The organism is Amycolatopsis pigmentata (genome assembly GCF_042684065.1).
GTDB lineage: Bacteria > Actinomycetota > Actinomycetes > Mycobacteriales > Pseudonocardiaceae > Amycolatopsis_E > Amycolatopsis_E pigmentata.
This window is the reverse complement of the sequence record NZ_JBHUKR010000011.1, coordinates 138,959-161,656: the sequence shown is the minus strand read 5'-3', so window position 1 is coordinate 161,656 and position 22,698 is coordinate 138,959. Positions and strand designations below refer to the sequence as shown.

The 22,698-nt window shown below is 68.5% G+C and carries 26 protein-coding genes; 10 read left to right on the top strand and 16 right to left on the bottom strand.

Annotated elements, in window-relative coordinates; all coding sequences use genetic code 11:
• Window positions 1-119: 119 nt before the first annotated feature.
• Window positions 120-1,667: a CehA/McbA family metallohydrolase gene (locus ACFSXZ_RS22885; protein ID WP_378267190.1), complete on the bottom strand. Its 1,548-nt coding sequence runs from the start codon at window positions 1,665-1,667 to the stop codon at window positions 120-122.
• Between the two features lie 130 nt (window positions 1,668-1,797).
• Between ACFSXZ_RS22885 and ACFSXZ_RS22880 the strand changes: the two genes are divergently transcribed.
• Window positions 1,798-2,415: an MBL fold metallo-hydrolase gene (locus ACFSXZ_RS22880; RefSeq protein ID WP_378267189.1), complete on the top strand. Its 618-nt coding sequence runs from the start codon at window positions 1,798-1,800 to the stop codon at window positions 2,413-2,415.
• On the opposite strand, the gene ACFSXZ_RS22875 is transcribed toward ACFSXZ_RS22880, so the two are convergent.
• The gene (locus tag ACFSXZ_RS22875; RefSeq protein ID WP_378267188.1) at window positions 2,372-2,839 is read right to left on the bottom strand and encodes a DUF309 domain-containing protein; all 468 of its coding nucleotides are present in this window, start codon (window positions 2,837-2,839) and stop codon (window positions 2,372-2,374) included. The genes ACFSXZ_RS22880 and ACFSXZ_RS22875 overlap by 44 nt on opposite strands.
• Window positions 2,840-2,871: 32 nt before the next feature.
• Here ACFSXZ_RS22875 and guaB1 point away from each other — a divergent pair, with 32 nt between their 5' ends.
• On the top strand, window positions 2,872-4,311 hold the full coding sequence (gene guaB1, locus ACFSXZ_RS22870) for a GMP reductase (RefSeq protein ID WP_378267187.1): 1,440 nt from the start codon (window positions 2,872-2,874) through the stop codon (window positions 4,309-4,311).
• A 95-nt stretch (window positions 4,312-4,406) separates the two neighbouring features.
• Here guaB1 and ACFSXZ_RS22865 read toward each other — a convergent pair whose 3' ends face one another.
• Together ACFSXZ_RS22865 and ACFSXZ_RS22860 are read right to left on the bottom strand one after the other, a co-directional pair.
• Entirely contained in the window at window positions 4,407-5,693 is a 1,287-nt protein-coding gene (locus ACFSXZ_RS22865) for a PhoH family protein (protein ID WP_378267577.1), read from the bottom strand.
• A 430-nt stretch (window positions 5,694-6,123) separates the two neighbouring features.
• Window positions 6,124-6,900: an isoprenyl transferase gene (locus ACFSXZ_RS22860; protein ID WP_378267186.1), complete on the bottom strand. Its 777-nt coding sequence runs from the start codon at window positions 6,898-6,900 to the stop codon at window positions 6,124-6,126.
• Window positions 6,901-6,988: 88 nt separating this feature from the next.
• Between ACFSXZ_RS22860 and trhA the strand changes: the two genes are divergently transcribed.
• Both trhA and ACFSXZ_RS22850 read left to right on the top strand, forming a co-directional pair.
• Window positions 6,989-7,654: a PAQR family membrane homeostasis protein TrhA gene (trhA, locus tag ACFSXZ_RS22855; RefSeq protein ID WP_378267185.1), complete on the top strand. Its 666-nt coding sequence runs from the start codon at window positions 6,989-6,991 to the stop codon at window positions 7,652-7,654.
• A 20-nt stretch (window positions 7,655-7,674) separates the two neighbouring features.
• Entirely contained in the window at window positions 7,675-7,974 is a 300-nt protein-coding gene (locus ACFSXZ_RS22850; RefSeq protein WP_378267184.1) for a zinc-binding dehydrogenase, read from the top strand.
• Window positions 7,975-8,080: 106 nt separating this feature from the next.
• Here ACFSXZ_RS22850 and ACFSXZ_RS22845 read toward each other — a convergent pair whose 3' ends face one another.
• From ACFSXZ_RS22845 to ACFSXZ_RS22835, 3 genes are read right to left on the bottom strand one after another with little or no spacing between them, the layout of a single operon-like run.
• The gene (locus ACFSXZ_RS22845) at window positions 8,081-8,737 is read right to left on the bottom strand and encodes a M15 family metallopeptidase (protein ID WP_378267183.1); all 657 of its coding nucleotides are present in this window, start codon (window positions 8,735-8,737) and stop codon (window positions 8,081-8,083) included.
• A gap of 16 nt (window positions 8,738-8,753) precedes the next feature.
• Window positions 8,754-9,239 (bottom strand): GNAT family N-acetyltransferase, encoded by a 486-nt coding sequence (locus tag ACFSXZ_RS22840; protein WP_378267576.1) that lies wholly within the window; start codon window positions 9,237-9,239, stop codon window positions 8,754-8,756.
• The gene (locus ACFSXZ_RS22835) at window positions 9,240-9,509 is read right to left on the bottom strand and encodes a helix-turn-helix transcriptional regulator (RefSeq protein ID WP_378267182.1); all 270 of its coding nucleotides are present in this window, start codon (window positions 9,507-9,509) and stop codon (window positions 9,240-9,242) included.
• Window positions 9,510-9,595: 86 nt separating this feature from the next.
• Between ACFSXZ_RS22835 and map the strand changes: the two genes are divergently transcribed.
• Window positions 9,596-10,420 carry a type I methionyl aminopeptidase gene (gene map / locus ACFSXZ_RS22830; RefSeq protein ID WP_378267181.1) on the top strand — a complete coding sequence of 275 codons (825 nt, stop codon included), beginning with the start codon at window positions 9,596-9,598 and terminating at the stop codon, window positions 10,418-10,420.
• A gap of 200 nt (window positions 10,421-10,620) precedes the next feature.
• Here the strand turns inward: map and ACFSXZ_RS22825 are convergent, their stop codons facing one another.
• From ACFSXZ_RS22825 to mca, 7 genes are all read right to left on the bottom strand, one after another.
• Window positions 10,621-11,418, bottom strand: a complete 798-nt coding sequence (locus ACFSXZ_RS22825) for a hypothetical protein (protein ID WP_378267180.1) — start codon at window positions 11,416-11,418, stop codon at window positions 10,621-10,623.
• Entirely contained in the window at window positions 11,415-11,915 is a 501-nt protein-coding gene (locus ACFSXZ_RS22820) for a SigE family RNA polymerase sigma factor (protein ID WP_378267179.1), read from the bottom strand. Before ACFSXZ_RS22820 ends, ACFSXZ_RS22825 begins: the two co-directional genes overlap by 4 nt.
• A 114-nt stretch (window positions 11,916-12,029) precedes the next feature.
• The gene (locus tag ACFSXZ_RS22815) at window positions 12,030-12,470 is read right to left on the bottom strand and encodes a GNAT family N-acetyltransferase (protein WP_378267575.1); all 441 of its coding nucleotides are present in this window, start codon (window positions 12,468-12,470) and stop codon (window positions 12,030-12,032) included.
• 349 nt (window positions 12,471-12,819) lie between these two features.
• A complete protein-coding gene (locus ACFSXZ_RS22810) occupies window positions 12,820-13,389 on the bottom strand; it encodes a hypothetical protein (RefSeq protein WP_378267178.1) in 570 nt (189 codons plus the stop codon).
• Window positions 13,390-13,428: 39 nt separating this feature from the next.
• Window positions 13,429-15,459, bottom strand: a complete 2,031-nt coding sequence (locus tag ACFSXZ_RS22805) for a thioredoxin domain-containing protein (protein ID WP_378267177.1) — start codon at window positions 15,457-15,459, stop codon at window positions 13,429-13,431.
• A 98-nt stretch (window positions 15,460-15,557) separates the two neighbouring features.
• On the bottom strand, window positions 15,558-15,890 hold the full coding sequence (locus ACFSXZ_RS22800; protein WP_378267176.1) for a hypothetical protein: 333 nt from the start codon (window positions 15,888-15,890) through the stop codon (window positions 15,558-15,560).
• 171 nt (window positions 15,891-16,061) lie between these two features.
• A complete protein-coding gene (gene mca / locus ACFSXZ_RS22795) occupies window positions 16,062-16,994 on the bottom strand; it encodes a mycothiol conjugate amidase Mca (RefSeq protein WP_378267175.1) in 933 nt (310 codons plus the stop codon).
• Between the two features lie 148 nt (window positions 16,995-17,142).
• Here mca and ACFSXZ_RS22790 point away from each other — a divergent pair, with 148 nt between their 5' ends.
• The 3 genes from ACFSXZ_RS22790 to ACFSXZ_RS22780 all read left to right on the top strand — a co-directional run bounded on the left by ACFSXZ_RS22790 (window position 17,143) and on the right by ACFSXZ_RS22780 (window position 19,241).
• Window positions 17,143-17,592 carry a DUF4307 domain-containing protein gene (locus ACFSXZ_RS22790; RefSeq protein WP_378267574.1) on the top strand — a complete coding sequence of 150 codons (450 nt, stop codon included), beginning with the start codon at window positions 17,143-17,145 and terminating at the stop codon, window positions 17,590-17,592.
• 197 nt (window positions 17,593-17,789) lie between these two features.
• On the top strand, window positions 17,790-18,287 hold the full coding sequence (gene greA / locus ACFSXZ_RS22785) for a transcription elongation factor GreA (protein ID WP_378267573.1): 498 nt from the start codon (window positions 17,790-17,792) through the stop codon (window positions 18,285-18,287).
• Window positions 18,288-18,440: 153 nt separating this feature from the next.
• On the top strand, window positions 18,441-19,241 hold the full coding sequence (locus tag ACFSXZ_RS22780) for an MBL fold metallo-hydrolase (RefSeq protein WP_378267174.1): 801 nt from the start codon (window positions 18,441-18,443) through the stop codon (window positions 19,239-19,241).
• Window positions 19,242-19,393: 152 nt separating this feature from the next.
• Here ACFSXZ_RS22780 and ACFSXZ_RS22775 read toward each other — a convergent pair whose 3' ends face one another.
• Window positions 19,394-19,855, bottom strand: a complete 462-nt coding sequence (locus ACFSXZ_RS22775) for an Lrp/AsnC family transcriptional regulator (RefSeq protein WP_378267173.1) — start codon at window positions 19,853-19,855, stop codon at window positions 19,394-19,396.
• 102 nt (window positions 19,856-19,957) lie between these two features.
• Between ACFSXZ_RS22775 and hppD the strand changes: the two genes are divergently transcribed.
• On the top strand, window positions 19,958-21,121 hold the full coding sequence (gene hppD / locus ACFSXZ_RS22770; RefSeq protein WP_378267172.1) for a 4-hydroxyphenylpyruvate dioxygenase: 1,164 nt from the start codon (window positions 19,958-19,960) through the stop codon (window positions 21,119-21,121).
• Between the two features lie 4 nt (window positions 21,122-21,125).
• Here the strand turns inward: hppD and ilvA are convergent, their stop codons facing one another.
• Window positions 21,126-22,331, bottom strand: coding sequence for a threonine ammonia-lyase (gene ilvA / locus ACFSXZ_RS22765; protein WP_378267171.1), 1,206 nt, complete (start codon window positions 22,329-22,331; stop codon window positions 21,126-21,128).
• 79 nt (window positions 22,332-22,410) lie between these two features.
• Here ilvA and ACFSXZ_RS22760 point away from each other — a divergent pair, with 79 nt between their 5' ends.
• A complete protein-coding gene (locus tag ACFSXZ_RS22760; RefSeq protein WP_378267170.1) occupies window positions 22,411-22,698 on the top strand; it encodes a hypothetical protein in 288 nt (95 codons plus the stop codon).

Below are 22,698 nucleotides of genomic sequence, written 5' to 3'. Positions count from 1 at the left end.
GGGGACGCCACCGCGGTTCGGCCGGAGGTTCGGGGAGCGGTACACCAGAATTCGCACCCCACCGATTATCTCAGATGTGCGCGCGGATCGCCGGTAATCGGGCGAAAGCCCCGCCCTCCCTAGGGGTGGCCAAAGAAAATCGGGTTGGTGAGCGCGGCCATCGCGCCGAAATTGAAGCCAGGCGACAACGCCGGGGCACCGGCGGATCCATCGGCTGACGGATGCCGCACCTCGGCGCGGGCATAGGCCGACACGTCCGGAGTGGTCAGCCAGGTCACCGTGCCCGTACCACTCGCGGGCAGACTCGTCTGGAGGATCTGGCCTTCGTCGGTGATCAACCGGACCGTTCCGCCGGGCACCCCGGCGACCTCCAGCCGGACGGCCACCTTGTCGCCGTTGTCGACCGCGAGGCGCTCCCCGATGCCCGCGGACTGACCCCGCGGTCCGGTCGCCACGAAGGACAGAACCACCTCCGAGGACTCGGCGATCCAGCTCCGGCCGGCCTTGAGGCCGCGGAGAATCGCGTCCCGGCTCAGGTTGTCGGCGAACACGACGTTCTGCGGCAGGCCGATGACGTTGCCCGGGTTGTGCGCGTCGCTGTTGCCCATCGCCGGCAACCAGCGGCTCTCACCGCGGGCCGCCGCGGCCAGCATCCCGTCCCACTCCGCCACCGTGGCCTCGTCGTCCCAGGTCCATGGCCCGTTCCACACCTCGACCGCGTCGAAGTCCCGGTAGCCGAACTTGAAGTTGCAGGCCACCCACGGGCAGTACGGGTGCGCCGCGACGCACAGGCCGCCCGCGCCGTGCACCTCACGCTGGTAGCGGGGCAGTGCGTCGTCCCGCGAGCGGTACCGCCAGTCGACGAACTGTCCCGGCCGCACCCCGAGGGCGAGCCAGTGCCCGTTGCGCGTGGTGACCTCCTCGCCGAGCATGATCAACAGGTCGTCGCCGGCGAAGTCGCCCCACACCCCGTGGGAAGACGACGTGTTGTGGTCGGTGGAGGTGATGAAGTCCAGCTTCGCCTCTCGCGCACCGGCCGCCACCTCGGCGGGCAAACGCTTTCCGTCGGAATAAACCGTGTGCAGGTGGCAGTCGCCGCGATACCAGTCGCGCCCACGGCCCCGGGCCTTCTCCGGCGGATAGTGCGGCCGGTATCCGGCACCCGGCGGGCCGTAGGTCAGCGTCACTTCGACGCGGTAATCCATGCCTTCGGGGGCGATCGTGTAGGGGCCGAGCACGATGTGCCAGGTGCCCGGCATGACCTCGCCCGGCAGATAACCGGGGGTGGCCTCGGTCCGGCTGATCTCGAACCGGTCCCGGAACCCTCCCGACCAGCCGCGGAAGCCGGCGCCCCCGAGGCCGGTGCCCCGAGCGTCGAAAACGCCGATGTCACAGGAGTTCCCGGGGGTTCCGGGCGGCACGTCGGGTTTCGCGTAGCCGTACACGGCGGAAAACCGCGCGACGCCCGGTGGAACCTCGACCGGCAGGTAGACGAAATCCGGTGTGCCGGGCTCGAAGTGCCCGGTGATGACCTGGGTGCGGCTCTGCCCCTCGTCCGCGCTCGCGAACCGCACCGGGCCGAGAAGGCTCGCACCCACGGCCGTGGCCGCGGTGAGGAAACCACGCCGGGAGAAATCCGGCCTTCCGCATTCGGACCCGACACACATAAAAGAAACTTTGTCAGAAATTCATGACCATCAAGTGTCTTTCGCCTGAACGGGCGGCCGGGTCGCGGACGCGAAAGCGCCGGCGCCCTACGTTCCGCGCGCACGCGCGATGACGCATAGGCTCTGCACCATGGCGACTGTGCGGAACGTGGTGACCTCCGGGGTCTTCGAACTCGACGGCGGCAAATGGGACGTGGACAACAACGTGTGGCTGGTCGGCGACGAGTCCGAGGTGATCGTCATCGACGCGGCGCACGACGCCTCCGCCATCGCGCGCGCGGTGGGCGACGCGGAGGTCCGGGCGATCGTGTGCACCCACGCGCACAACGATCACGTCAACGCCGCACCGGAACTGGCCGAGCGGACCGGCGCGCCGATCCTGCTGCACCCTGACGACCGTGTGCTCTGGGACCTCACGCATCCGGAACGCGCGCCCGACGCCGGCCTCTCCGACGGCCAGGTCCTGACCGTCGCCGGCACCGAGCTGACGGTGCTGCACACTCCCGGCCACGCACCCGGCGCGGTCTGCCTCCACGCGGCGGACCTCGGCGTTGTGTTCACCGGGGACACCCTCTTCCACGGCGGCCCCGGCGCCACCGGACGGTCCTATTCGGACTATCCGACGATCGTCCGCTCGATCCGGGAACGACTGTTCGCCCTGCCGGACGCCACGGTCGTCCACACCGGCCACGGTGAGTCCACCACTATCGGTGAGGAGAAGGCCGGCTCCGCAGATTGGGAGGCGTGAGCGCGCCAGAGCCGCGCTGTGCACGGGCCCAGCGAACCAGACCGCTGACGTCGAGCCCATAGGGCGCGGTGTCCGCGTAGGGCTCGATGGCTTCGGCCGCACGGTCGAGCAGCGTCAGCGCGCCCTTCTCGTTGCCCCTGGCCGCGTGCGTGACGCCGACGGCCAGTTGCGCCAAGCCTTTCCACAACGCCCGCTCGGGACCGGCCGACGACTTCCAGGCGTCCTCGAAGACCTCGTGCGCGTGGAACGGTCTGCCCTCGTCAAGCAGCCGCTGCGCCTCGGTGAGGGTCTCTTCCGGAGTACGCGCTATGCCCTCGGGCTGACGCTCCACCCCTGACGAGCCGTACGGCAACGGCCGCCCCAGCCCGTCTCGCGGCCGGGCGTTGCGCGGGCGGCCCCGTTCATCTCGATCCCGATCGGCCACGGTGAGAATTGTGCCAGGTAGCCTGGGTACTCGTGCGTTTTCTCGAGGGCCACGGGCCCGCCCACGACCTGACCTACGACGACGTGTTCCTCGTCCCGAACCGTTCGGACGTGGAATCCCGCTTCGACGTGGATCTCGCCACCGAGGACGGTACCGGCGCGACGATCCCGATCGTGGTGGCGAACATGACCGCGGTCGCCGGCCGCCGCATGGCCGAAACGGTGGCGCGGCGCGGTGGGCTGGTCGTGCTCCCCCAGGACGTCGACGCGGCGGCGGTGGCGGGCATCGTTTCCTGGGTCAAGAGCAGGCACACCGTGTGGGACACGCCGCTGGTTCTTACCGCTGGTGACGCCGTGGCCGACGCGCTCAACCTGGTGGGCAAGCGCGCGCACGGCGCCGTCGTGGTGGTCGACCGGGACGGGCGCCCGGAAGGCATCGTGGACGAGGCCGCCTGCGCCGGTGTGGACCAGTTCACGCGGCTCTCCGAGGTCGTCGTGCCCGCGTCCGTGACGTGCACGCTGGATACCTCGGCTCGTGAGGTCTACGAACGCCTGCACGCGGCGAGCGCTCCCCTCGCGGTCGGCGTGGACGACGAAGGCAGGCTCGTCGGCGTGCTGACGGCCACCGCGGCCCTGCGGACCGACATCTACGCCCCCGCCGTGGACGCCGAAGGCAGGCTCCGGGTCGCCGCGGCCATCGGCGTCAATGGTGACGTGGCGACGAAGGCGGAAGCCGTGCTCGCCGCCGGTGTCGACGTGCTCGTCGTGGACACCGCGCACGGGCATCAGGAAAAGATGATCACGGCGCTGAAGTCGGTCCGTTCGCTCGCGCCGGGAGTGCCGGTGGTGGCGGGCAACGTGGTCACCGCGCAGGGGACCCGTGATCTCATCGAGGCCGGCGCCGACGTGGTCAAGGTCGGTGTCGGGCCCGGCGCGATGTGCACGACGCGGATGATGACCGGGGTGGGACGCCCGCAGTTCTCGGCCGTGGCCGAGTGCGCCGCGGCCGCCCGCGCGCTGGGCAGGCACGTGTGGGCCGACGGAGGCGTGCGGCACCCCCGCGACATCGCGCTCGCCCTGGCCGCCGGCGCGTCCGCGTCGATGATCGGCTCGTGGTTCGCCGGCACACACGAATCACCCGGAGACCTGCGGTACGACGAGAAGGGCCGTGCCTACAAGGAATCCTTCGGCATGGCGTCCAAACGCGCGGTGGCCGGGCGCACCCGCACCGACAGCGCGTTCGACCGCGCGCGGAAGGGCCTGTTCGAGGAGGGCATCTCGTCGTCGAAGATGCTGCTCGATCCGCTCCGGCCCGGCGTGGAGGACCTGCTCGACTCGATCTGCTCGGGCGTGCGATCGGCGTTCACCTACGCCGGCGCGCGCACCACCCGGGAATTCGCCGAGCGTGCCGTGGTGGGCGTGCAGTCCGCCGCCGGTTTCGCCGAAGGCCGCCCTCTCCCCGCCGGCTGGTAGGGCCCCGGGGGGTTCGAGAGGAAGGAGCGTTTACTACGGATGATTCGTAGTAAACGCTCCTTGCTCCCCTAAGCGGCTAGAAAACGGCGCTGGTGTCAGCCGTGGTCCTCCAGCATTTCGGTGACGAGAGCCGCGATCGGGGACCGTTCCGACCGGGTCAGCGTCACGTGGGCGAACAGCGGGTGCCCCTTCAGCTTCTCGATGACCGCGGACACGCCGTCATGACGGCCGACGCGGAGGTTGTCGCGCTGCGCGACGTCGTGCGTCAGCACCACTCGCGACGCCGTGCCCAACCGCGACAGCACCGTCAACAGCACGTTGCGCTCCAGCGACTGCGCCTCGTCGACGATGACGAACGAGTCGTGCAGCGAGCGCCCGCGGATGTGCGTGAGCGGGAGCACCTCGAGCATGCCCCGGTCGAAGACCTCCTCCAGGACCTCTTCGCTGACCAGCGCGCCGAGGGTGTCGAACACCGCCTGCGCCCACGGCTGCATCTTCTCGCTCTCCGAGCCCGGCAGGTAACCGAGATCCTGCCCGCCGACCGCGTAGACCGGCCGGAACACCACGACCTTGCGGTGTTCGCGCCGCTCCATCACCGACTCCAGCCCCGCGCACAGCGCCAGTGCCGACTTACCGGTGCCCGCGCGGCCACCCAGCGAGACGATGCCGATCGACGGGTCGAGCAACAGATCCAGCGCGACCCGCTGTTCGGCGGACCGGCCGTGCAGGCCGAACGCCTCGCGGTCGCCACGCACCAGCCGGACCCGCTTGTCCGCGGTGATCCGCCCCAGGGCGGCCGAAGTGCCCGACAGCAGACGAAGGCCGGTGTTGCAGGGCAGCTCGCCGACCTCCGGCAGCCCGAAGTCGCTCATGTCCACTGGGCTGTCGGCGAACAACGCGTCGATCGCCTCTCCCGGCACGTCGATGTCGGCCATCCCGGTCCAGCCGGACGGCGTGACCTCCTGCGCGCGGTACTCGTCGGCTTCCAGGCCCACGGAACCGGCCTTGACCCGCAGCGGAATATCTTTCGTGATCAATGTCACACCGGGCTGCTCGGCGGCGAGATTCAGCGCGCACGCCAGGATGCGGTGGTCGTTGGAATCCGTGCGGAACCCCACCGGCAGCACCGTGGGGTCGGTGTGGTTGAGCTCGACGTGCAGGGTTCCGCCGTGCTCCCCGATCGGGACCGGGGCATCCAGCCGTCCGTGCGTCCGCCGCAGGTCGTCGAGCAGACGCAGCGCTTCACGCGCGAACCAGCCGAGTTCAGGGTGATGCCGTTTCGCCTCCAGTTCGCTGATGACGACCAGCGGCAGCACCACGGCGTGCTCGGCGAACCTGGACACGGCCCAGGGGTCGGAGAGCAGAACCGAGGTGTCGAGCACATAAGTGTGCCGCTGGGATTCGGAAGATCGCGGGCCCGGGTCTTCGGCGCTTGACGCACTGCCGGCAACCGGTCGGGGCGAACGCTGCGCACTCACGGCATCTCCCTCGTGGGCGTGGCACCACGCCCGCACTAGCTGGGCCGGGCACTGCCCTGGCTGACCGTGTTCTCTGACGCCGGAGCGTCAGCGGCCACGACCTCGAGGGCCGGGTGCCGGCCCCCTCGTGCGTTGCGTGAACGGCTGCGCGGCTGTCGCCACCGCCGTTCCGTCAACTACCGCCACGACCAGGGCCTCCCGTGATGTTCCGCAAGGTCACGGACCATCACTTCGCAAGTTACCTGCGTTCTGTCGCAGTTGCAGGCAGCCAGCCAGGTGATTCACGAGGTTGTCATCTCACGATCAGTACAGGGTTGTGTGCCCTACCGTGTCGTCAAGTACCGAATCGGCGGTGCCGCCAGGCGTAATCACGCAGCGCACGCAGGAAGTCGACCCTCCGGAAGGCCGGCCAGTAAGCCTCGGTGAACCAGAATTCGGAATGTGCGGACTGCCATAACAGGAACCCGGACAGTCGCTGCTCGCCGGAGGTCCTGATGATGAGGTCGGGGTCGGGCTGGCCAGACGTGTAGAGATGCTCGGAGATGTGATCGACGTCAAGGATCTTCGCCAGTTCGCGGATCGACGTGCCCTCGTCGGCGTGCTGGAGGAGAAGCTTCTTGACGGCGTCGGCGATCTCCTGACGGCCGCCGTAACCGACCGCGATGTTGACCTCCATGCCCTTGCGGTCCTCCGTGCGCGCCGCCGCGGACTTGAGGCTGCGGGCCATGTCGGCAGGCAGCAACTCCAGCGCCCCCACCATCCGCAGCCGCCACGGCGTGCCGGGCGCGGCCAGTTCGTCGACGACGTCCACGATGATCTTGAGGAGCGCCTCGACCTCCTCCTGGGCACGCTCGAGATTGTCCGTGGACAGCAGCCACAACGTCACCACTTCGACGTCGGCTTCGCGGCACCAGGACAGGAAATCCGCGATCTTGCGCGCGCCGACCCGGTGCCCGTCCGAGACGTCGGTGAACCCGGCTTCCCGGGCCCAGCGCCGGTTTCCGTCGAGCATGATCGCGACATGCCGCGGGTGACGCCCGGCGGCCTGCTGCACCAGCCGCTTGCCGTATGCGCCGTAGAGGACCCTGGAGACGAACGACCGAAGACTCACGTCGGACCAGCGTACGCACGCTCCCTGAGAGGGTGGTTCCGGCCACTGTTTGGCCGGGGAGAAACGGTCACTCCCTTAGCCTGGGGAAGTGACAGTCGCTCCGCTGCCCAGCCCAGTGGTCCGTCCCCGACTGCGGGGGCACATCCATTTCTGGTCCTTCTTCGGCGCGGCGGTCGGCGCTGTGACGCTGGTCGTTTTCGCGGCGCTGACGGTCTCTGCGACGGCCACGCTGGCCACCACCGTCTACGGCCTGACCGTGCTCGGCGTCTTCGGGGTGAGCGCGCTGTACCACCGTCGCATCTGGACGCCACGCGGCTACCAGTGGATGAAGCGCGCCGACCATTCCATGATCTTCCTGTTCATCGCGGGCACCTACACACCGTTCACGCTCCTGTCGATGTCGAAGCCGACGGGCTACGTGATTCTCGGCGTGGTGTGGGGCGGCGCGATCGCCGGTGTCGCCCTCAAGATGCTCTGGCCGACCGCCCCCCGCTGGCTCGGCGTCCCGATCTACATCGCGCTCGGGTGGGTCGCGATCTTCGTGCTTCCGGAACTCGCCCACCACGCCGGGGTCGCCGCGCTGGTGTTGCTGCTGGCCGGCGGTGTCTTCTACACCCTCGGAGCCGTCTTCTACGCCATCCGCTGGCCGAACCACTGGCCCGACATTTTCGGCTATCACGAGTACTTCCACGCGTGCACGGTCCTCGCGGCGATTTCCCACTACATCGCGATCTGGCTCGCCATGTACGCCTAGGGATACCGCGGCAGGGTGCGATGTCGGTTGGCCCGGATCTCCTTGTCGGCGGCCATGTCCTCGACGGCGCCACTACGCGGCTTCATCCGGGGCCGGTGCCCCCGTCGCGCGTCGCGGTCAATCGCCGGATAAAGGTCTTCAGCAACAACCCGTCCCGGGAGCGGATAGCCGAACTGACCGCGACGGCCGAGGCCGGAAGCATTCGCCCCGTGATCGACACCGTCTTCGGGCTGACCGACATCGCCGAGGTCCACCGACGCCTCGAAGCAGGCGGCGTCCGGGGGAAGTACGTGATCGACATGCAGCGTGGCAGAGCTTGAAGACCGGCCGGAGCCGCAACTTCGGCCAAAAGGCCGGGCAGCGTCGCGGAATGATCCCGTCACCGCCCAGCGGACAGCAGTGCCCGAACGCCATCGCGACGCAGGTCTATCCCAGCTCCTTCGGGCCGTAGTGGGCCGCCGCGGCTCCCGTCGCGAGCGCCCAGTAGCGGTCTCCGTAGGACCAGTGCCACCACTCCGTCGGATAGTTCACCAGCCCGGCCGACGTCAGAGCGTCGATCAACGTCCGGCGATTCGCACGCGCCGCTGATCCGATGTGGTCAGCCGCGGTGTAGCAGGCACCGTCGCTTTCCTCCGGCGTGGCGTTGACCCTGGTGCCCATGTCGATCTCGCGCCCATCGACCGAGACGAGGGTCAGATCGACCGCAGCGCCCGCGCTGTGCGGCGCGATCTCCGGCGGCGACACGAAACGGCTCGCGGCGTCGCGCAACTCCTTCGAATTCCACCCCGGATGCTCGGTCCTGAGGCGGTCCGCATAGTGGTCGAAGTACAGGCGTTGTAACGCAGGAGGGCGGTACCCCTCGACGTACAGCAGCCGCAGCCCCTGCGGCAACGCCTCTTGCGCTCGACGAAGCCGGTCGAAGACTCCTTGACGCAGGTAGACGAACGCGCCCACGGAATCCTCTCGTTTCCGCTCGTCGATCACGAAGCAATCGTGGCCGCTCACGTCCACCAAGGACTCACCGCACTCCTCGACAGGCACAGCGGCGACCTTCGGATCGGACATCAACACGACATCGCTCATGGCTACCGATAGTCGGTTAGGTCCCAACACCGGCGGAACTCGACCTCGCCCATGCGAGTGTTCCCGATCCTCCGACTCGTTCGTGCGACTCAGATGCCGGTGGCCTCGCTGATGGCCGCGTAGAGCAACGAGTCTCGCCAGGTGCCCCGAAGGAACTGCGCAGCGTGCCTTTGTACCGCATACCGATCTTCACCAGTACGCGCGCGGACGCGACGTTTTCCGGACGGCAGGTCGCCGAGATACGCCGAAGTCTCAGCGACTCGAAGCCGAACCGTAGTAGCAGCCGGCCGGCCTCGGTCGCGTATCCGCGAGACCAGACCTCGCGGTGGAAGACGTACCCCAACTCGCCGCGAGCGTGCTCACGACTCGTCACCTGCAGCGCGGCGGACCCGACCAGCCGCCCCGAATCCCGCTCGACCGCGGCGAGATTGAACTCGGCCCGCTCCGCATTCCGCGATTGCGCCAACACGGCGTGCATGAACGCTCGGGTGTCCGACGGCAGCTACGAGGCGGCTTCCAGCGGTAGGTCGTTGCCGCGCCATGCGGCTGCCAGCTCCTGAACCGGCAGGTCGAGCGCCTCGCCGAGGCGGACGACGGTGCCGAATCCGGGCGAGGGCAGTCGTCCGGTCTCGATCTTGCGCAGGGTCTCCGGCGAGATGCCGGCCGCGTAGGCGACTTCCACAAGGTCGCGTCCCGCTCGCGCCTCGCGCAGCAGTGCGCCGAGACGCCTGCCGGCTTCGATCTGCTCAGGGGTGAGCGGTTGGCGAACCATGCCCCCAGGATATGGCTGGTATTACTATACCGGCAAGTGTTAAGGTGCCGGTATAGTAATACCAATTCCGGTGGTAAGAGGTACCCGTGATTGAACTGAAGTCGCCTGCGGAGATCCACCGCATGCACGTGACCGGGCGTTTTGTCGCCGAGGTGCTCTCCGAGGTCGGCCGGCTCGCCGACGTGGGCGTCAACCTCCTGGACCTGGAGCACCACGCGCGGGGCATGATCAAACGGCGCGGGGCCGAGTCCTGCTACTGGGACTACGCTCCCTCCTTCGGCAAGGGCCCGTTCCGCAACGTCATCTGCCTGGCGGTCAATGACGCCGTCCTGCACGGATTGCCCCACGACTACACACTCCGCGACGGAGACGTGCTCACCGCGGACCTGGCGGTCAGCATCGACGGCTGGGCAGCCGACTCGGCGCACACGGTCATCGTCGGTACCGCCGCGGAGGAGGACCTGCGGCTCATCCGTGCCACCGAGGAAGCGTTGGAGGCGGCGATCGAGGTGGCACGGCCGGGCAACCGCCTGGGTGACATCTCGGCGGCGATCCATGCGGTGGCCTCCGGCTACGGCTATCCGGTCAACACCGAATTCGGTGGTCACGGCATCGGCCGCACCATGCACGAGGGGCCCCACGTGCCCAACAAAGGCCGGGCCGGCCGAGGCCTGAAACTCAGGCCGGGACTGACCCTCGCGCTCGAACCCTGGCTCGCCCGCACGACCGACCAGATCATCTATGACCCCGACGGCTGGACCATCCGGTCGGCCGATGGTTCGCGGACTGCCCACTCCGAGCACACGGTCGCCATCACCGAGGACGCTCCCTTGGTCCTCACCCGGCGCGAATCGGAGAACCCCGTGACGAGGGGCGCTTCCGCCGGTCGCCCCGCCACGAAAAACGCCTAGTGCTTTTCTTGCTGGAGGAGCGAAAGGGCTCGCTTTGCGCGACGGTGAACAGACCGGTGGTGATGCCCGGCTCGCCGACACGGGGGACTGCCCAGCAAACAGTGTTGATCACATGTTGATCTTTCGTTCGGGGACGGCACGCAAAGCGCGACCAGAGCCGCACCCCCAGTGCGGCTCTGGTCGCCGGCCCGGTCCGGGCGTCAGACGAACAACTTGGCCAAACGGACGAGCGTGTCCTTGGGCACGGGCGGTTCGTTTTTCGTGTTGTTGAGGTAGCCGCCGGTGTCACCATCCATGCTCCAGTTGCCGCACAGGACGTCCACCGCGGTGCCGTTCGGACGCACCAACTCCACAATCCACTGGACGGCCGTGCCATCGGGCGCGTATCGGAACGCGGTGATCCGGCTGCCGTCGGGAAGAACCTCGGTACTGCACACCCGCGGATCCGGCTTGCCGACACAGTTGGTGCCGGTCTGCTGGTTCAGCAGGTGGACACTCAGGTGACCTTGACCATGCGAGTCAGTGAGCGTCGCATAGGCGTAGTAGCTGTTCGCGTTCTGGCCGATGGGCAGCTTGTAGAAGACGAGCGGATCGCCGCCGTAATACTTGCCCGTGCTCGCGGTCACGCCTGGCGGAAGGGCGTGCGCGTCGGCGAGCTTCGCGGTCAGGTCTTTGGAGCGTGCGTCGATGACGAGCGGGCCCTCGACGCCGTAGACGGTGGTTTCGGTCGGCGGGCTGGGTGCCGTGCTCGTGGCCGTCGGACCGCCGTTCGCGGGCGTCCGTGGTTCGGGTGAGCTGCCGTGGCCGAGCAGCACCGCGGTCGCCACCAGTGCCGCGACGGTCAACGTGCCGGTCAGCGCGGCCCGTCGCCAGGCGAGATCACGGCGTGCCTTGGCCAGTACGTCCTCGGCCCGGAAGCCCAGTTCGGGTTCGGGCCCGACGGCCCGGGACAGCAGAGTGTTGGCCCAACCGTGCTCGGCGTCGTCGTCGATGTTCACTGATACCCCTCCAGGAGCCGATCCGAGCCGAGCATGGTGCGCAACGCGGTGAGCGCCTTGGCGGACTGGCTCTTGACCGTCCCCTCGGTACACCGCAGCAATTTGGCGACTTCGTGGACCGGAAGGTCCTCCCAATGCCGCAGGACCAACGTGGCCCGCTGCCGCACCGGCAACGCGGCCAAGGCGCGTCTCAGATCGATGGACGCCTCGGTCTCGACGACCGGGCTCGCGCGCTCCGGTATTTCACCGGACGATCGTTCCCGGTGCCAGAACCGGCGGGACTCGTCAATGGCCGTGCGCATCAGGACCTGCCGCGCATAGGCCTCCCGCTGTTCCATCCCGCGCACCCTCGACCACGCCCGGAACAGCTTCGTCAGCGTGGTCTGCACCAGGTCTTCGGCGCGATGCCAGTCCCCGCACATCAGGAAAGCCGTCCGGCGCAACGGCACCGAGGACCGCCGCACGAACTCGACGAACTCGTCGTCCCGAACTCCCACATCCGCTCCTTTGCCCTCACCGGAAGAAACGAGGCGGGAAACGAATGCGGTTGCCCGCACACGGAATCCGGAATCGCCGCATCAGGCGGCGAGGTGATCAGCCGAGTCGGCGAGTCATGATGTAGCCGGCATGAGCGCCTTGGCAAGCTCGTTCACGCGCTCGGTGATCACGGCGCTCGACTCGTCGAGCGTGACGGACAACTGTGGGACCCCGCCGAAGGAGGAATGCCGGTGGGGCAGGTTCTTCAACGGCCCGCCGAGCAACGCCTCTGCCTCGGCCTTGTGGTGGGAAGCGTCGTGAACCCATTGCAGACTCAACAGGAGCCGGTAGCCGTGGCGAAGGTAGAACCCGACGGCTTCGTCGGCTCCGAGGGAAACGTGAGCCGCCCCCAGCGCGCCCGCCGCACGTTCGAAGGCACGCAAAAGCGCTCCGCCGAGACCACGGCCGCGTCGATCCGGTACCAGCGCGATCGCCCGCAGCGTCGCGTTCGACGGGTCCGTGAGGAACCCGAACGCGCCGCCGATCGGTGTTCCTTCCTCCTCGGCGACAAGGATCAGGAGAGTGTGCCCGCCGAGCGGCAGAGAGCGCGTTCCTTTTTTTCCTGCGCATCACGGCGCCCCGCGAGGCCGGACTGCCTCGCGGGGAAGCCTGGTGTCGACGAGGGTGCGAGTGTGGGGGCGGAGACACTCGCACGGCCCGTTCACCGCGACCGCCACCGTTTCAGCACGGGGTGAGGTGAGGCGGCCGTGCCCGAGGACCGAGCCAGATCCTCGTCGACATGACAAACACGTGGAGACCACGAACCAGGTTCAGGCGATTTTCCGGGAATTGTCGCGGCGACCGCGGCCCACGTCCGAATGGACCAGGGAGCACGACCGATCCGCGTAGGCCGGACCTTCAGCCTCAGTCCAGGTCCGGCCCTTTCGCCCGTAGATCGTCCACTGTGGACATAGCGGTGCGCAGCTCGCTCAGCCAGCTTTCCGCGTGCTTGCCCACCAGCCGCACCGCCCAGGCCAGTGCCTCCGACCGGGAGCGTGCGACGCCGGCGTCGACCAGCGTGTCCAGCACCAGCCGTTCCGGCTGCCGGAGCCGGGTCATCACCGGCACGGACAGCGTGGTGAAGAGTTCGCGCGTGCCCCCGACGCGCGCACCCCAGGCGACCTTCCGTCCATACCGGTGCTCGGCTTGGCGCGCGATCTCGATGCGCTGGTCCCGGGTGTCCTCCCGGAACCGGCTGATCCGGCCCGACTCGGCCGCCGCCCGCGCCGCGTCGTCGTCGAACTCCTCGGCCAGTGGCGGCAACTCGCCGACCACCAGGATCTCTTCACGGTCGATGGTGATTTCGGGTGCCGAGGTGAACCACTCGTCCGGCAGCCGTCCGGCGAACCAGGCGGGCGCGTCCTCCGCGGACGGCACGTCCGCCTGCTGCCAGCCGCCGCGTCCCTTCCAGCCCCGATGTCCGTGTGTGCGCATGACCGCCTCCGCGATTACTTGATTACATCACTACAGACGTTACGCCTCTTGGCTTTGACCTGGGCGGATGTTCACCGCCAGCGAAAGGGCCTCGATGCTGGTGACCGGCCGATCGCACACGTAACCGCGACAGACGTAAGCCGCTGCGGCGCCGTCGACGAGCGGGCGGTCCTCCAGCAACGGCGCACTGCCGGGCCGCCCCGCGAGCACCACCGAACCGCCGGGCACCGCCCGCACGGCGGCCGCGCGGAGCCCGGCCCACGCCGTGTCGTCCTCGCCGACGACCGCGACCTGGATCGGTCCCGTCAGCAGCGCCTCCGCCACGGCCAGCCAGTGTCCGGCGAACCGGGGCATCTTGACGGCGAGTTGCCCGGTCCGATTGACGGCCCGCTCGGCCGCGTCGCGGTAACCGGCCGCCCGGTCGGGGCCGGCCAGGACCGAAGCCGTGACCAGCGCACCCGCGAGCGCGGAGGCGCCGGACGGGCTCGCGTTGTCCCCTGGGTCGGACGGGCGGTGCACGAGAGTTTCGGCGTCGTCGGCGGTGTCGTGATACGCGCCCGGCGTACCGTCGACGGCGAACCGGTCCAGCGCGATGTCCAGCAAGTCCGTGGCTTCGTCGAGCCAGCGACGCTCGGCCGTGGCCTGGTAGAGCGCGAGCAACCCGTCGGCGAGGCACCCGTAGTCCTCCAGCACCCCGGCGGCGTCTCCGGCGCGCCCGCCCCGCGAGCCGCGCAACAACCTCCCACCGGCACGATGAATGTCCACAATGGATCGTGCGGCGCGCTCGGCGGCGGTGATCCACCGAGGCTTCTCCAGCGCCATGCCCGCCTCACACAACGCGCCGATCGCGAGTCCGTTCCACGCGGCGATCACCTTGTCGTCACGGGCCGGTTGCGGCCGCTCGTCCCGCGCGGCCAGCAAGGTGCGGCGAACGCGTTCATAGCGTTCGGCATCGTCGGGATCCCGCCGCAACTGCAGGACCGACCTGCCGCGCTCGAACGTCCCCGCGGCGGTCACACCGAACAGTTCTGCTGCCCAAGCACCGTCCTTGGGGCCGAGCGTCTGCTCGAGTTCGGCCGGAGTCCAGACATAGGTCAGCCCCTCCTCGCCGAGGGTGTCGGCATCGAGCGACGCCGCGAAGCCACCTTCCGGCGTGCCCAGCCGGTCCAGTAGGAAATCACCGGTCAGCACGGCGACTTCCCGCGCCCGGGAAGACCCGGTGAGCCGGGCGAGATGGGCGTAGACCCGGAGCAGCAAAGCGTTGTCGTACAACATCTTCTCGAAGTGCGGCACGACCCACGCCGCGTCGACGGAGTACCGGGCGAAGCCACCGGCGAGGTGGTCGTGCATCCCGCCGCGCGACATCGCGTCAGCACACGACTCCACCAGCGCCAGAGCTTCGGCGGAGCCCGTTCGCTCGTAATGCCGGAGCAGGAACTCCAGCACCATGGACGGGGGGAATTTCGGCGCGCGGCCGAACCCGCCGTGCACGCGATCCTCGTCGCCGGTGAGCCGCTCCACCGCACCGGCCAGCACCTCTTCGTCCACTGTGGACACGGGGAGGGGGCTGGTCTGCTCGGCCAGATGCCGCACGATCTGACTGGCGCCCTCGCGCAGCTCGTCGCGGCGCTCGCGCCACGCCTCGGCCACCGCGATCAGCAGATGCTGGAAGGAAGGCATGCCGGGCCGTGGCTCGGGCGGGTAGTAGGTGCCACAGTGAAACGGCTCACCGGCCGGCGTGAGGAAACAGGTCATCGGCCAGCCGCCCTGGCCGGTCATCGCCTGTGTCGCCGTCATGTAGACCGAGTCGATGTCGGGGCGTTCCTCGCGGTCGACCTTGATGCTGACGAAGTTCTCGTTCATCAGCCGCGCGGTTTCCTCGTCCTCGAAGGACTCGTGGGCCATCACGTGACACCAGTGGCAGGCCGCGTACCCGACCGACAAGAGGATCGGCACGTCGCGCCGCTCGGCTTCCGCCAGTGCCTCGGTGCCCCACGGCCACCAGTCGACCGGGTTCCCGGCGTGCTGGAGCAGGTAGGGGCTGGTCGCGGAGGCGAGTCGATTGGCCATAGGTCCAGGGTGTCATGGCGAAATCGGCCCTGCCGTACGGCCGGGGCTGCCGACTCACCCGGCACCGCACTCGACGAGCGCGCTTCGAGCGACAGCCACTAGCTGGAGCGTTCGCTCTTTTCCGCTTCGCTGGGCTCGGCTTCCGGCTTGGCGGTGGACTCCGGTGTCTCCGGCGCCTCGGCGGAGTCGTCACGAGCGGACTTGCCGGAGCCGGACCCTTCCTCCGTGTCGAAGCTGGCCGGGATGCGCTTGAGGTGCTTGGTCATCGAGCGCACCAGGAACGCGACGGCGATCAGGAAGATCAACAGCAGCAGGAAACCCACCGGCGAGGACTTGCCGAAGTCCTCGCCCTGACCGCCGTTGTCGCTGCCCGGTTGCTGGGAGAGCACCAACGCGGCGTTGGTGAGGGGCACCGTGAGCACCGTGCTCATCGTCGGCTCCCCTGTGGTCCGTATCGCAACAGCCTCTCCAATCGGCGGGTGGCCTCCTTCCGAGTCTAGGCCCCCGCTGTCGGGGAACGCGCGACCGGCACCGCGCCTGACGTCACCAGAGGCAATAAGCGCGGTTCAAGCCCGCCGGCGTGTGAGGCAAAGGCAGAGTGGTCAGGTGGTCGGCCGGATGCCTGCGAACAGGTCCGCTTCGGGCAAAGTGCTGTCGACCAGCGAGCGGACCAGCTCGTACTCCTCCGTGGGCCACAGCTCACGCTGCATGTCCAGCGGGACCGCGAACCACCGGCTGTTCGGATCGATCTGGGTGGCGTGCGCCTTCAGCGCCTCGTCGCGGACCTCGAAGTACTCACCGCAGTCGACACGCGTGGTCACTCGCTCCATCACGTCGGCCCGGTCGGGATCCCAGCGGCTGAGCCATTCGGCGTACGGCGAATCGAGGCCGGCCGCGGTCAGCGCTTCGTGGAACGCCTGCATCCGCGCCCGCGAAAAGCCGTGCATGTAGTACAGCTTCGACGGCTGCCACGGATCGCCGAGCTCCGGGAATCGCTCGGCGTCGGCCACCGTGTCGAAGGCCGCCATCGACACCTCGTGGGTGCGGATGTGATCGGGGTGCGGGTAGCCGCCGTTTTCGTCATAAGTGAGGACGACGTGCGGACGGAACTCGCGCATCACCTCGACCAGCGCACGGATCGGCTCCTCGATCGGAACCACCCCGAAGGACCCCTCGGGCAGCGGCGGCAGCGGCTCCCCCTCCGGCAGCCCCGAGTCGACGAATCCGAGCCAGTGGTGACGCACGCCCAGGATCTTGGCCGCGCGGGCCATCTCCTCGCGGCGGATCTCGTGGATGTTCTCCCGTACCTCGGGCCGGTCCATCGCCGGGTTGAGGACGCTGCCGGCCTCTCCGCCGGTGCACGTCACGACCATGACGTCCACGCCCTCGGCCACGTACTTGGCCATCGTCGCGGCGCCCTTGCTCGACTCGTCGTCCGGGTGCGCGTGCACCGCCATCATGCGCAGCGGGCCTTCGCCCGCACTCGATCCCACCGCCGGTGTTCCCCCGGCCACCTGCTCGTCAGCTCGCACCATCCGTGCAACGCCCCCTTCTGAGACCGGTATTCCCCTGCTGACGGATAATCGAAGGCCTATTGTTCCCGACGGGTACGACAATCGCGGAGAGGAGGCCCGTGTGACCGACGATGGCGGGGCTCCGGCCACACGGACCGACCCGGTGCCGGTGCCCCGGGGAACCCAGGAGGCCCGCGTGAGTCCTCGCGCCCTGCCCGAAGGCCGTTACGGCCCGGCACGCCGTCGCACTTCGCCGCTCCGGTGGCGCTGGATCTTCACGGCGATGGGCCTGGTGGCCGGTGGCGTGGTGGCCTGGGTCGCCTACGTCAACCTCGGGCCGGTACCGATCTCGGCCGACCGGGTCTCCTTCGCGGAGCTGCCCGCGAACGCCATGTCGGTCACGATCAACGTGAGCCGGGACGATCCGTCGCGGGCGGGCGTGTGCATCGTCCGGGTCCGGGACGTCTCGGGCGCGGAGAGTGGCCGCAAGGAGGTCTTCGTGCCACCCGGAGACGGGCACGGACTGCAGACGACGGTGATCCACAGCACCGACCGTCCGGTCACGGCCGAAGTCTTCGGGTGCTCTTACGAGGTACCAACGTATTTGTCAAGAAGCTAGCGGCCAACGGGGTGAATTCCTCGGCCAATGCCCGGCGAGTGGGATAACGGGCGGCGCTGACCTTCTCTTTCATGCTATTCTGTCCTACCGGCACGGCCCGAGGGGCCGTGTTTTTCCTTTATCTCAGCCGCACCGGACAGCCCGTCCGGCGGGGCTGGCCGGCTTGTATACCCATGCCCGGCAGGCACGACGAGGAGATGGTGACCGTGAGCGACACCAAGGTGACCTGGCTAACTCAGGAAGCCTACGACAGGCTCAAGCACGAGCTCGACGAACTGATCGAGAATCGTCCGGTCATCGCCGCGAAGATCAACGACAGCCGGGAAGAGGGCGACCTCAAGGAGAACGGGGGCTACCACGCCGCCCGTGAGGAGCAGGGCCAGGCCGAAGCACGAATCCGCCAGCTCCAGGAGCTGTTACGGGCGGCGAAGGTCGGCGAAGCACCCCCGAACGACGGCATCGCGGAGCCGGGCAAGGTCCTGACCGTGCGGTACGACGGCGACGACGAGGACGAGCGGTTCCTGCTGGCCACCCGCGAAGAGGGCGCCGAGGGCGAACTCGACGTGTACTCCCCGGAGTCTCCCCTGGGCAAGGCCCTGCTGGGCGCCAAGGAAGGCGAGACGCGCGAGTACGACCTGCCCAACGGCAGGAGCCAGAAGGTCAAACTGGTCAAGGCGGTGCCCTACACGGGCTGAGTTCACCGACGCCGTGCGACGGCCCGTTCACCATCCCGGTCGAACGGGCCGTTTTCACGACCGCCCGTATCCGCTGCCGGAAATCAGCGCTCATGTCGATCAATATCCGGCCAATAGTCGGCGCCGCGAGGGAACCCGTCCTACTGTGATCCGGTGAGTTCGAAACCGATTTGCCTCACCTGCGGAATGCAGTACGCCGTTTCGCGACCCGATTGCCCGATTTGCGAGGACGAGCGCCAATGGGTGCCCGCCGCGGGCCAGCAGTGGACCGACCTGGACACGCTGCGTGCGGGCCCGTACGCGGCGAGGCTCGACGAAGAAGGGCCAGGTGTGCTCGGGATCGGCAGCGCCCCGAGCGTCGGCATAGGTCAGCGTGCGCTGCTGATCACGACCGGCACGGGGAACTTCCTCTGGGACTGCACGGCCTACTTCGACGACGAGATCGCCACGCGCATCACCGAACTCGGCGGGCTCACCGGAATCGCGATCAGTCACCCGCACTACTACACGACGATGGTCGAGTGGGCCCATGCCTTCGACGTGCCGGTCTACCTCCACGAGAAGGACAGGCAGTGGATCGGCCGTCCGGACACCTCGCTCGAGTTGTGGAGCGGCGAAACCCTGCGGCCGGGCGGCGACCTGACCTTGATCAACCTCGGGGTGCACTTCCCGGGCGGTACGGTGCTGCACTGGCCCGGCGGCGAACGAGGCCGCGGCGCGCTGCTCGCCGGTGACATCGTGGCGGTCAACCCCGACCTCAAGTCGGTGAGCTTCATGTACAGCTACCCCAACCACATCCCGGAGCGCCCCGCCCTGGTCAAGCGGGCGGTGGCGATCCTGCGGGACTACTCGTTCGACGCGATCTACGGCGCGTTCTGGGAGCGTGTGATCCAGCGCGACGCCGCCCGCGTCGTGCACCGGTCGGCCGAGCGATACCTGGCGTTCGTTTCCTGAAAGACCGTCTTCAAAACGGAGGGCAGGGCTCCGTGCAGCGAAACAGGCGCAAAGCACTGCAGGAGAGCCCTGGCCACGAGATCGGCGATAACGAGCAGGGCGAAGCGCTTCCGTTGAGGGTGGTGGTGGGGTGACGGGTGGGCGGGTTCTGACTAGCCGTGAGCGATCCGCTCCAGCAAGGGGCGCACTCGTGGCGGGATCGGAGTGGACAGCGCCAGAGAAGTCGAGGTACGCAGCACGTCGGGCACGCTGACCACGTCGTCGATCACTCTTTGGAGGTCGTCGTGGTCGCGGGCGACCATGCGCACGAACAGGTCACCCTGGCCGGTCGTGGCGTGTACCTCGCAGACCTGTTCGATGCCCGCCAGCGCCTCGATCACCGGGCCTCGGCGCCCCTGCGCGATCTCCAGTACGGCGAACGCGGTGAGCCCGTATCCCATCGCGCCCAGGTCGAGCCGCGGCGGGAAACCGTCGAGGACACCCCGCGCGGTCAGGCGGTCGAGTCGGGCCTGCACGGTGCCACGCGCGACGCCCAACCGGCGCGCGCATTCCAGGACGCCGAGCCTGGGCACGTCGGTGAGCAGGAGGAGTAACCGGGCGTCGAGAGCATCCACGTTGTCCACCTTCGGGCATCGATCGCGGTGACGCACTGGGCAGACTGCCCAGTGAATTTCTTCTCGATTGCTCATCTTGTCCGCCATGCCGATCCTTTGTCCATGACGAACAGCCTGGATGATGTGAGCTACGACCAGTTGCGCCAACTCGTCGGCCTGGTGGACCACGACGCCACGGCCGATCCGTTCCCGGTCCGGGCCATGGACGCCGTCGTGTTCGCCGTCGGCAACGCCACCCAGACTGCGTGGTTCTACCGGTACGCCTTCGGCATGCGGCTGGTCGCCTATGCCGGCCCGGAGACCGGTCAGGCCGGCCACAAGTCCTACGTGCTGAAGTCCGGGTCGGCCCGGTTCGTGATCAACGGTGGGGTGCGGCCGGACTCCCCGTTGCTCGACCATCACCGGCGACACGGTGACGGGGTCACCGACCTCGCCCTCGAAGTGTCCGATGTGGACAAATGCGTGGCGCACGCGGCGGCACAGGGAGCGACGATTCTCGAAGCGCCGCACGACGTTTCCGACGAGTACGGCACGGTCCGGATGGCCGCGATCGCCACCTACGGCGAGACACGGCACTCGCTGGTGGACCGCTCCCGGTACTCCGGCCCCTATCTGCCGGGTTACCAGGCGATGCAGGACAGCCCGCGCAAACGGCTCTTCCAGGCGGTCGACCACTGTGTCGGCAACGTCGAACTGGGCAAGATGGACCACTGGGTCGACTGGTACCACCGGGTGATGGGCTTCGTGAACATGGCGGAGTTCATCGGTGACGACATCGCCACCGAGTACTCGGCCCTGATGAGCAAGGTCGTCTCCAACGGCAACCACCGGGTGAAGTTCCCGCTCAACGAACCGGCGATCGGGAAGAAGAAGTCGCAGATCGACGAGTACCTGGAGTTCTACGACGGGGCGGGATGCCAGCACATCGCGCTGGCCACCAACGACATCGTGGGGACGGTGGCGGCGATGCGTGAGGCGGGCGTGGAGTTCCTCGACACGCCGGACTCCTACTACGACGACCCGGAACTGCGTGGCCGTATCGGCCAGGTGCGGGTGCCGCTGGAGACGTTGAAGAAGCACCGCATCCTGGTCGACCGCGACGAGGACGGCTACCTGCTGCAGATCTTCACCAAGCCGGTCGGCGACCGTCCCACGGTGTTCTACGAACTCATCGAGCGCCACGGCTCGCTGGGCTTCGGCAAGGGCAATTTCAAGGCGCTGTTCGAGGCCATCGAGCGGGAGCAGGCCCTCCGCGGCAACCTCTGAGACCTCAGGTCAGGACGGTGAAACCGGCGCGCTGGAGTTCGGCCGTGACCTCCTCGCAGTGGTGCGGGCCGCGGGTCTCCAGGCTCAGCGAGACCTCGACCTCGCCGAGCTCCAGCGCACCGGAAATGCGCCGGTGTTCCACGTCGAGCACGTTCGCGCCGAGTTCGCTGACGCGCGTCAGAATGGCCGCGAGCAGACCGGGCCGGTCCGGCACGCGCAGTCGCAACGCGAGGTAGCGGCCACCGGCGGTCATGCCGTGGCGAATGATCTGCAACAGCAGCAAGGGGTCCACGTTGCCACCGGAGAGGACCCCCACCACTGGGGTCCGGAACGCGTCCGGGTGCTCCAGCAGCGCGGCGACCGCGGCCGCGCCGGCCGGCTCGACCACGAGTTTGCGCCGTTCCAGGCACAGCAGCAGCGCCCGGGAGAGGGACTCTTCGCTGACCGTCACCACGTCGTCGACCAGCGCGGACACGTGCGCGAGCGTGAGTTCCCCGGGCTGGCCGACCGCGATCCCGTCCGCCATCGTGTGCGGGTGTGGCACGCGCACGGGCCTGCCCGCCGCCAGCGACGGCGGGAACCCGGCCGCGCCCTCGGCCTGCACGGCCACCACGCGCGCGTCCGGGCGAAGCGCCTTCACCGCGACCGCTATTCCGGAAACCAGTCCACCGCCGCCGGTGGGCACCAGTACCGTCGCCGCCTCCGGCACCTGCTCGAGGATCTCCAACCCCGCCGTGCCCTGTCCGACGATGACGTCCTCGTGGTCGAACGGGTGGATGAACACCGCTCCGGTGCTCTCGGCGAAGGCGATCGCCTGGGCGAGGGTGTCGTCGAAAACATCGCCGTGCAGCGTGACGTCCGCGCCATAACCCTGGGTAGCGGCCAGCTTGGGGAGCGGAGCGTGGACGGGCATGAACACGGTCGCCTTCGCGCCGAGCAGGGACGCCGCGAGCGCCACCCCCTGCGCGTGGTTGCCCGCGCTCGCCGCGACCACCCCGCGGCCCCGCTCGTCTTCGGTCAGACCGTGGATACGCGTGTACGCGCCGCGGATTTTGAACGAACCGGTGCGTTGAAGATTTTCACACTTGAGGTAAACCGGGCCACCATGAACCCGCTCGAGGTCCCGTGCGTGTTCCATCGGGGTGATACGGACGACCCCTTCGAGAAGACGACGCGCCTCGGTGATCCGGTCCAGGCTCACCAGTCGCATAACACGGGATCATGCCATCCGTGAGTAACCAGGGTCCGGGTACTCTGGACGCGGTCGGCATCGGGAATCAGGAGTAACCATGCGAAGGCGGGACGAAACGGGCGGCGGCGAACGCCGGCGCGCCAGTCGTTCGGCCGGGGTGCTGCCTCTGGTGGCAGCCGTCACCTCGGCGCTGGCCCTTACCGGAGCCGCGTTCTACACGGTCCAGTCGGCGAACACCTGCGGCCAGCCCGGCCAGTACGTCCGCCACGACAACCAGGTCGAACTGGTGGGTGGCTGCGTCGACAACACCGACCTGGCCGGACTCCCCTCCGCCCCGGCGCACTCCGCCGGCGACACGGACGGCTACCACAACTACCGCCCCTGA

Excerpts from the sequence above, each read along its gene's own strand:
- ACFSXZ_RS22810 (WP_378267178.1), bottom strand. The coding sequence starts at position 13,389 with ATGCGCACACACGGACATCGGGGCTGGAAGGGACGCGGCGGCTGGCAG.
- ACFSXZ_RS22850 (WP_378267184.1), top strand. The coding sequence starts at position 7,675 with ATGTCGGTTGGCCCGGATCTCCTTGTCGGCGGCCATGTCCTCGACGGC.
- ACFSXZ_RS22805 (WP_378267177.1), bottom strand. The coding sequence starts at position 15,459 with ATGGCCAATCGACTCGCCTCCGCGACCAGCCCCTACCTGCTCCAGCAC.
- ACFSXZ_RS22880 (WP_378267189.1), top strand. The coding sequence starts at position 1,798 with ATGGCGACTGTGCGGAACGTGGTGACCTCCGGGGTCTTCGAACTCGAC.
- ACFSXZ_RS22760 (WP_378267170.1), top strand. The coding sequence starts at position 22,411 with ATGCGAAGGCGGGACGAAACGGGCGGCGGCGAACGCCGGCGCGCCAGT.
- greA (WP_378267573.1), top strand. The coding sequence starts at position 17,790 with ATGGTGACCGTGAGCGACACCAAGGTGACCTGGCTAACTCAGGAAGCC.
- ACFSXZ_RS22885 (WP_378267190.1), bottom strand. The coding sequence starts at position 1,667 with ATGTGTGTCGGGTCCGAATGCGGAAGGCCGGATTTCTCCCGGCGTGGT.
- hppD (WP_378267172.1), top strand. The coding sequence starts at position 19,958 with ATGACGAACAGCCTGGATGATGTGAGCTACGACCAGTTGCGCCAACTC.
- ACFSXZ_RS22845 (WP_378267183.1), bottom strand. The coding sequence starts at position 8,737 with ATGAGCGATGTCGTGTTGATGTCCGATCCGAAGGTCGCCGCTGTGCCT.
- ACFSXZ_RS22800 (WP_378267176.1), bottom strand. The coding sequence starts at position 15,890 with ATGAGCACGGTGCTCACGGTGCCCCTCACCAACGCCGCGTTGGTGCTC.
- ilvA (WP_378267171.1), bottom strand. The coding sequence starts at position 22,331 with ATGCGACTGGTGAGCCTGGACCGGATCACCGAGGCGCGTCGTCTTCTC.
- ACFSXZ_RS22835 (WP_378267182.1), bottom strand. The coding sequence starts at position 9,509 with ATGGTTCGCCAACCGCTCACCCCTGAGCAGATCGAAGCCGGCAGGCGT.
- mca (WP_378267175.1), bottom strand. The coding sequence starts at position 16,994 with ATGGTGCGAGCTGACGAGCAGGTGGCCGGGGGAACACCGGCGGTGGGA.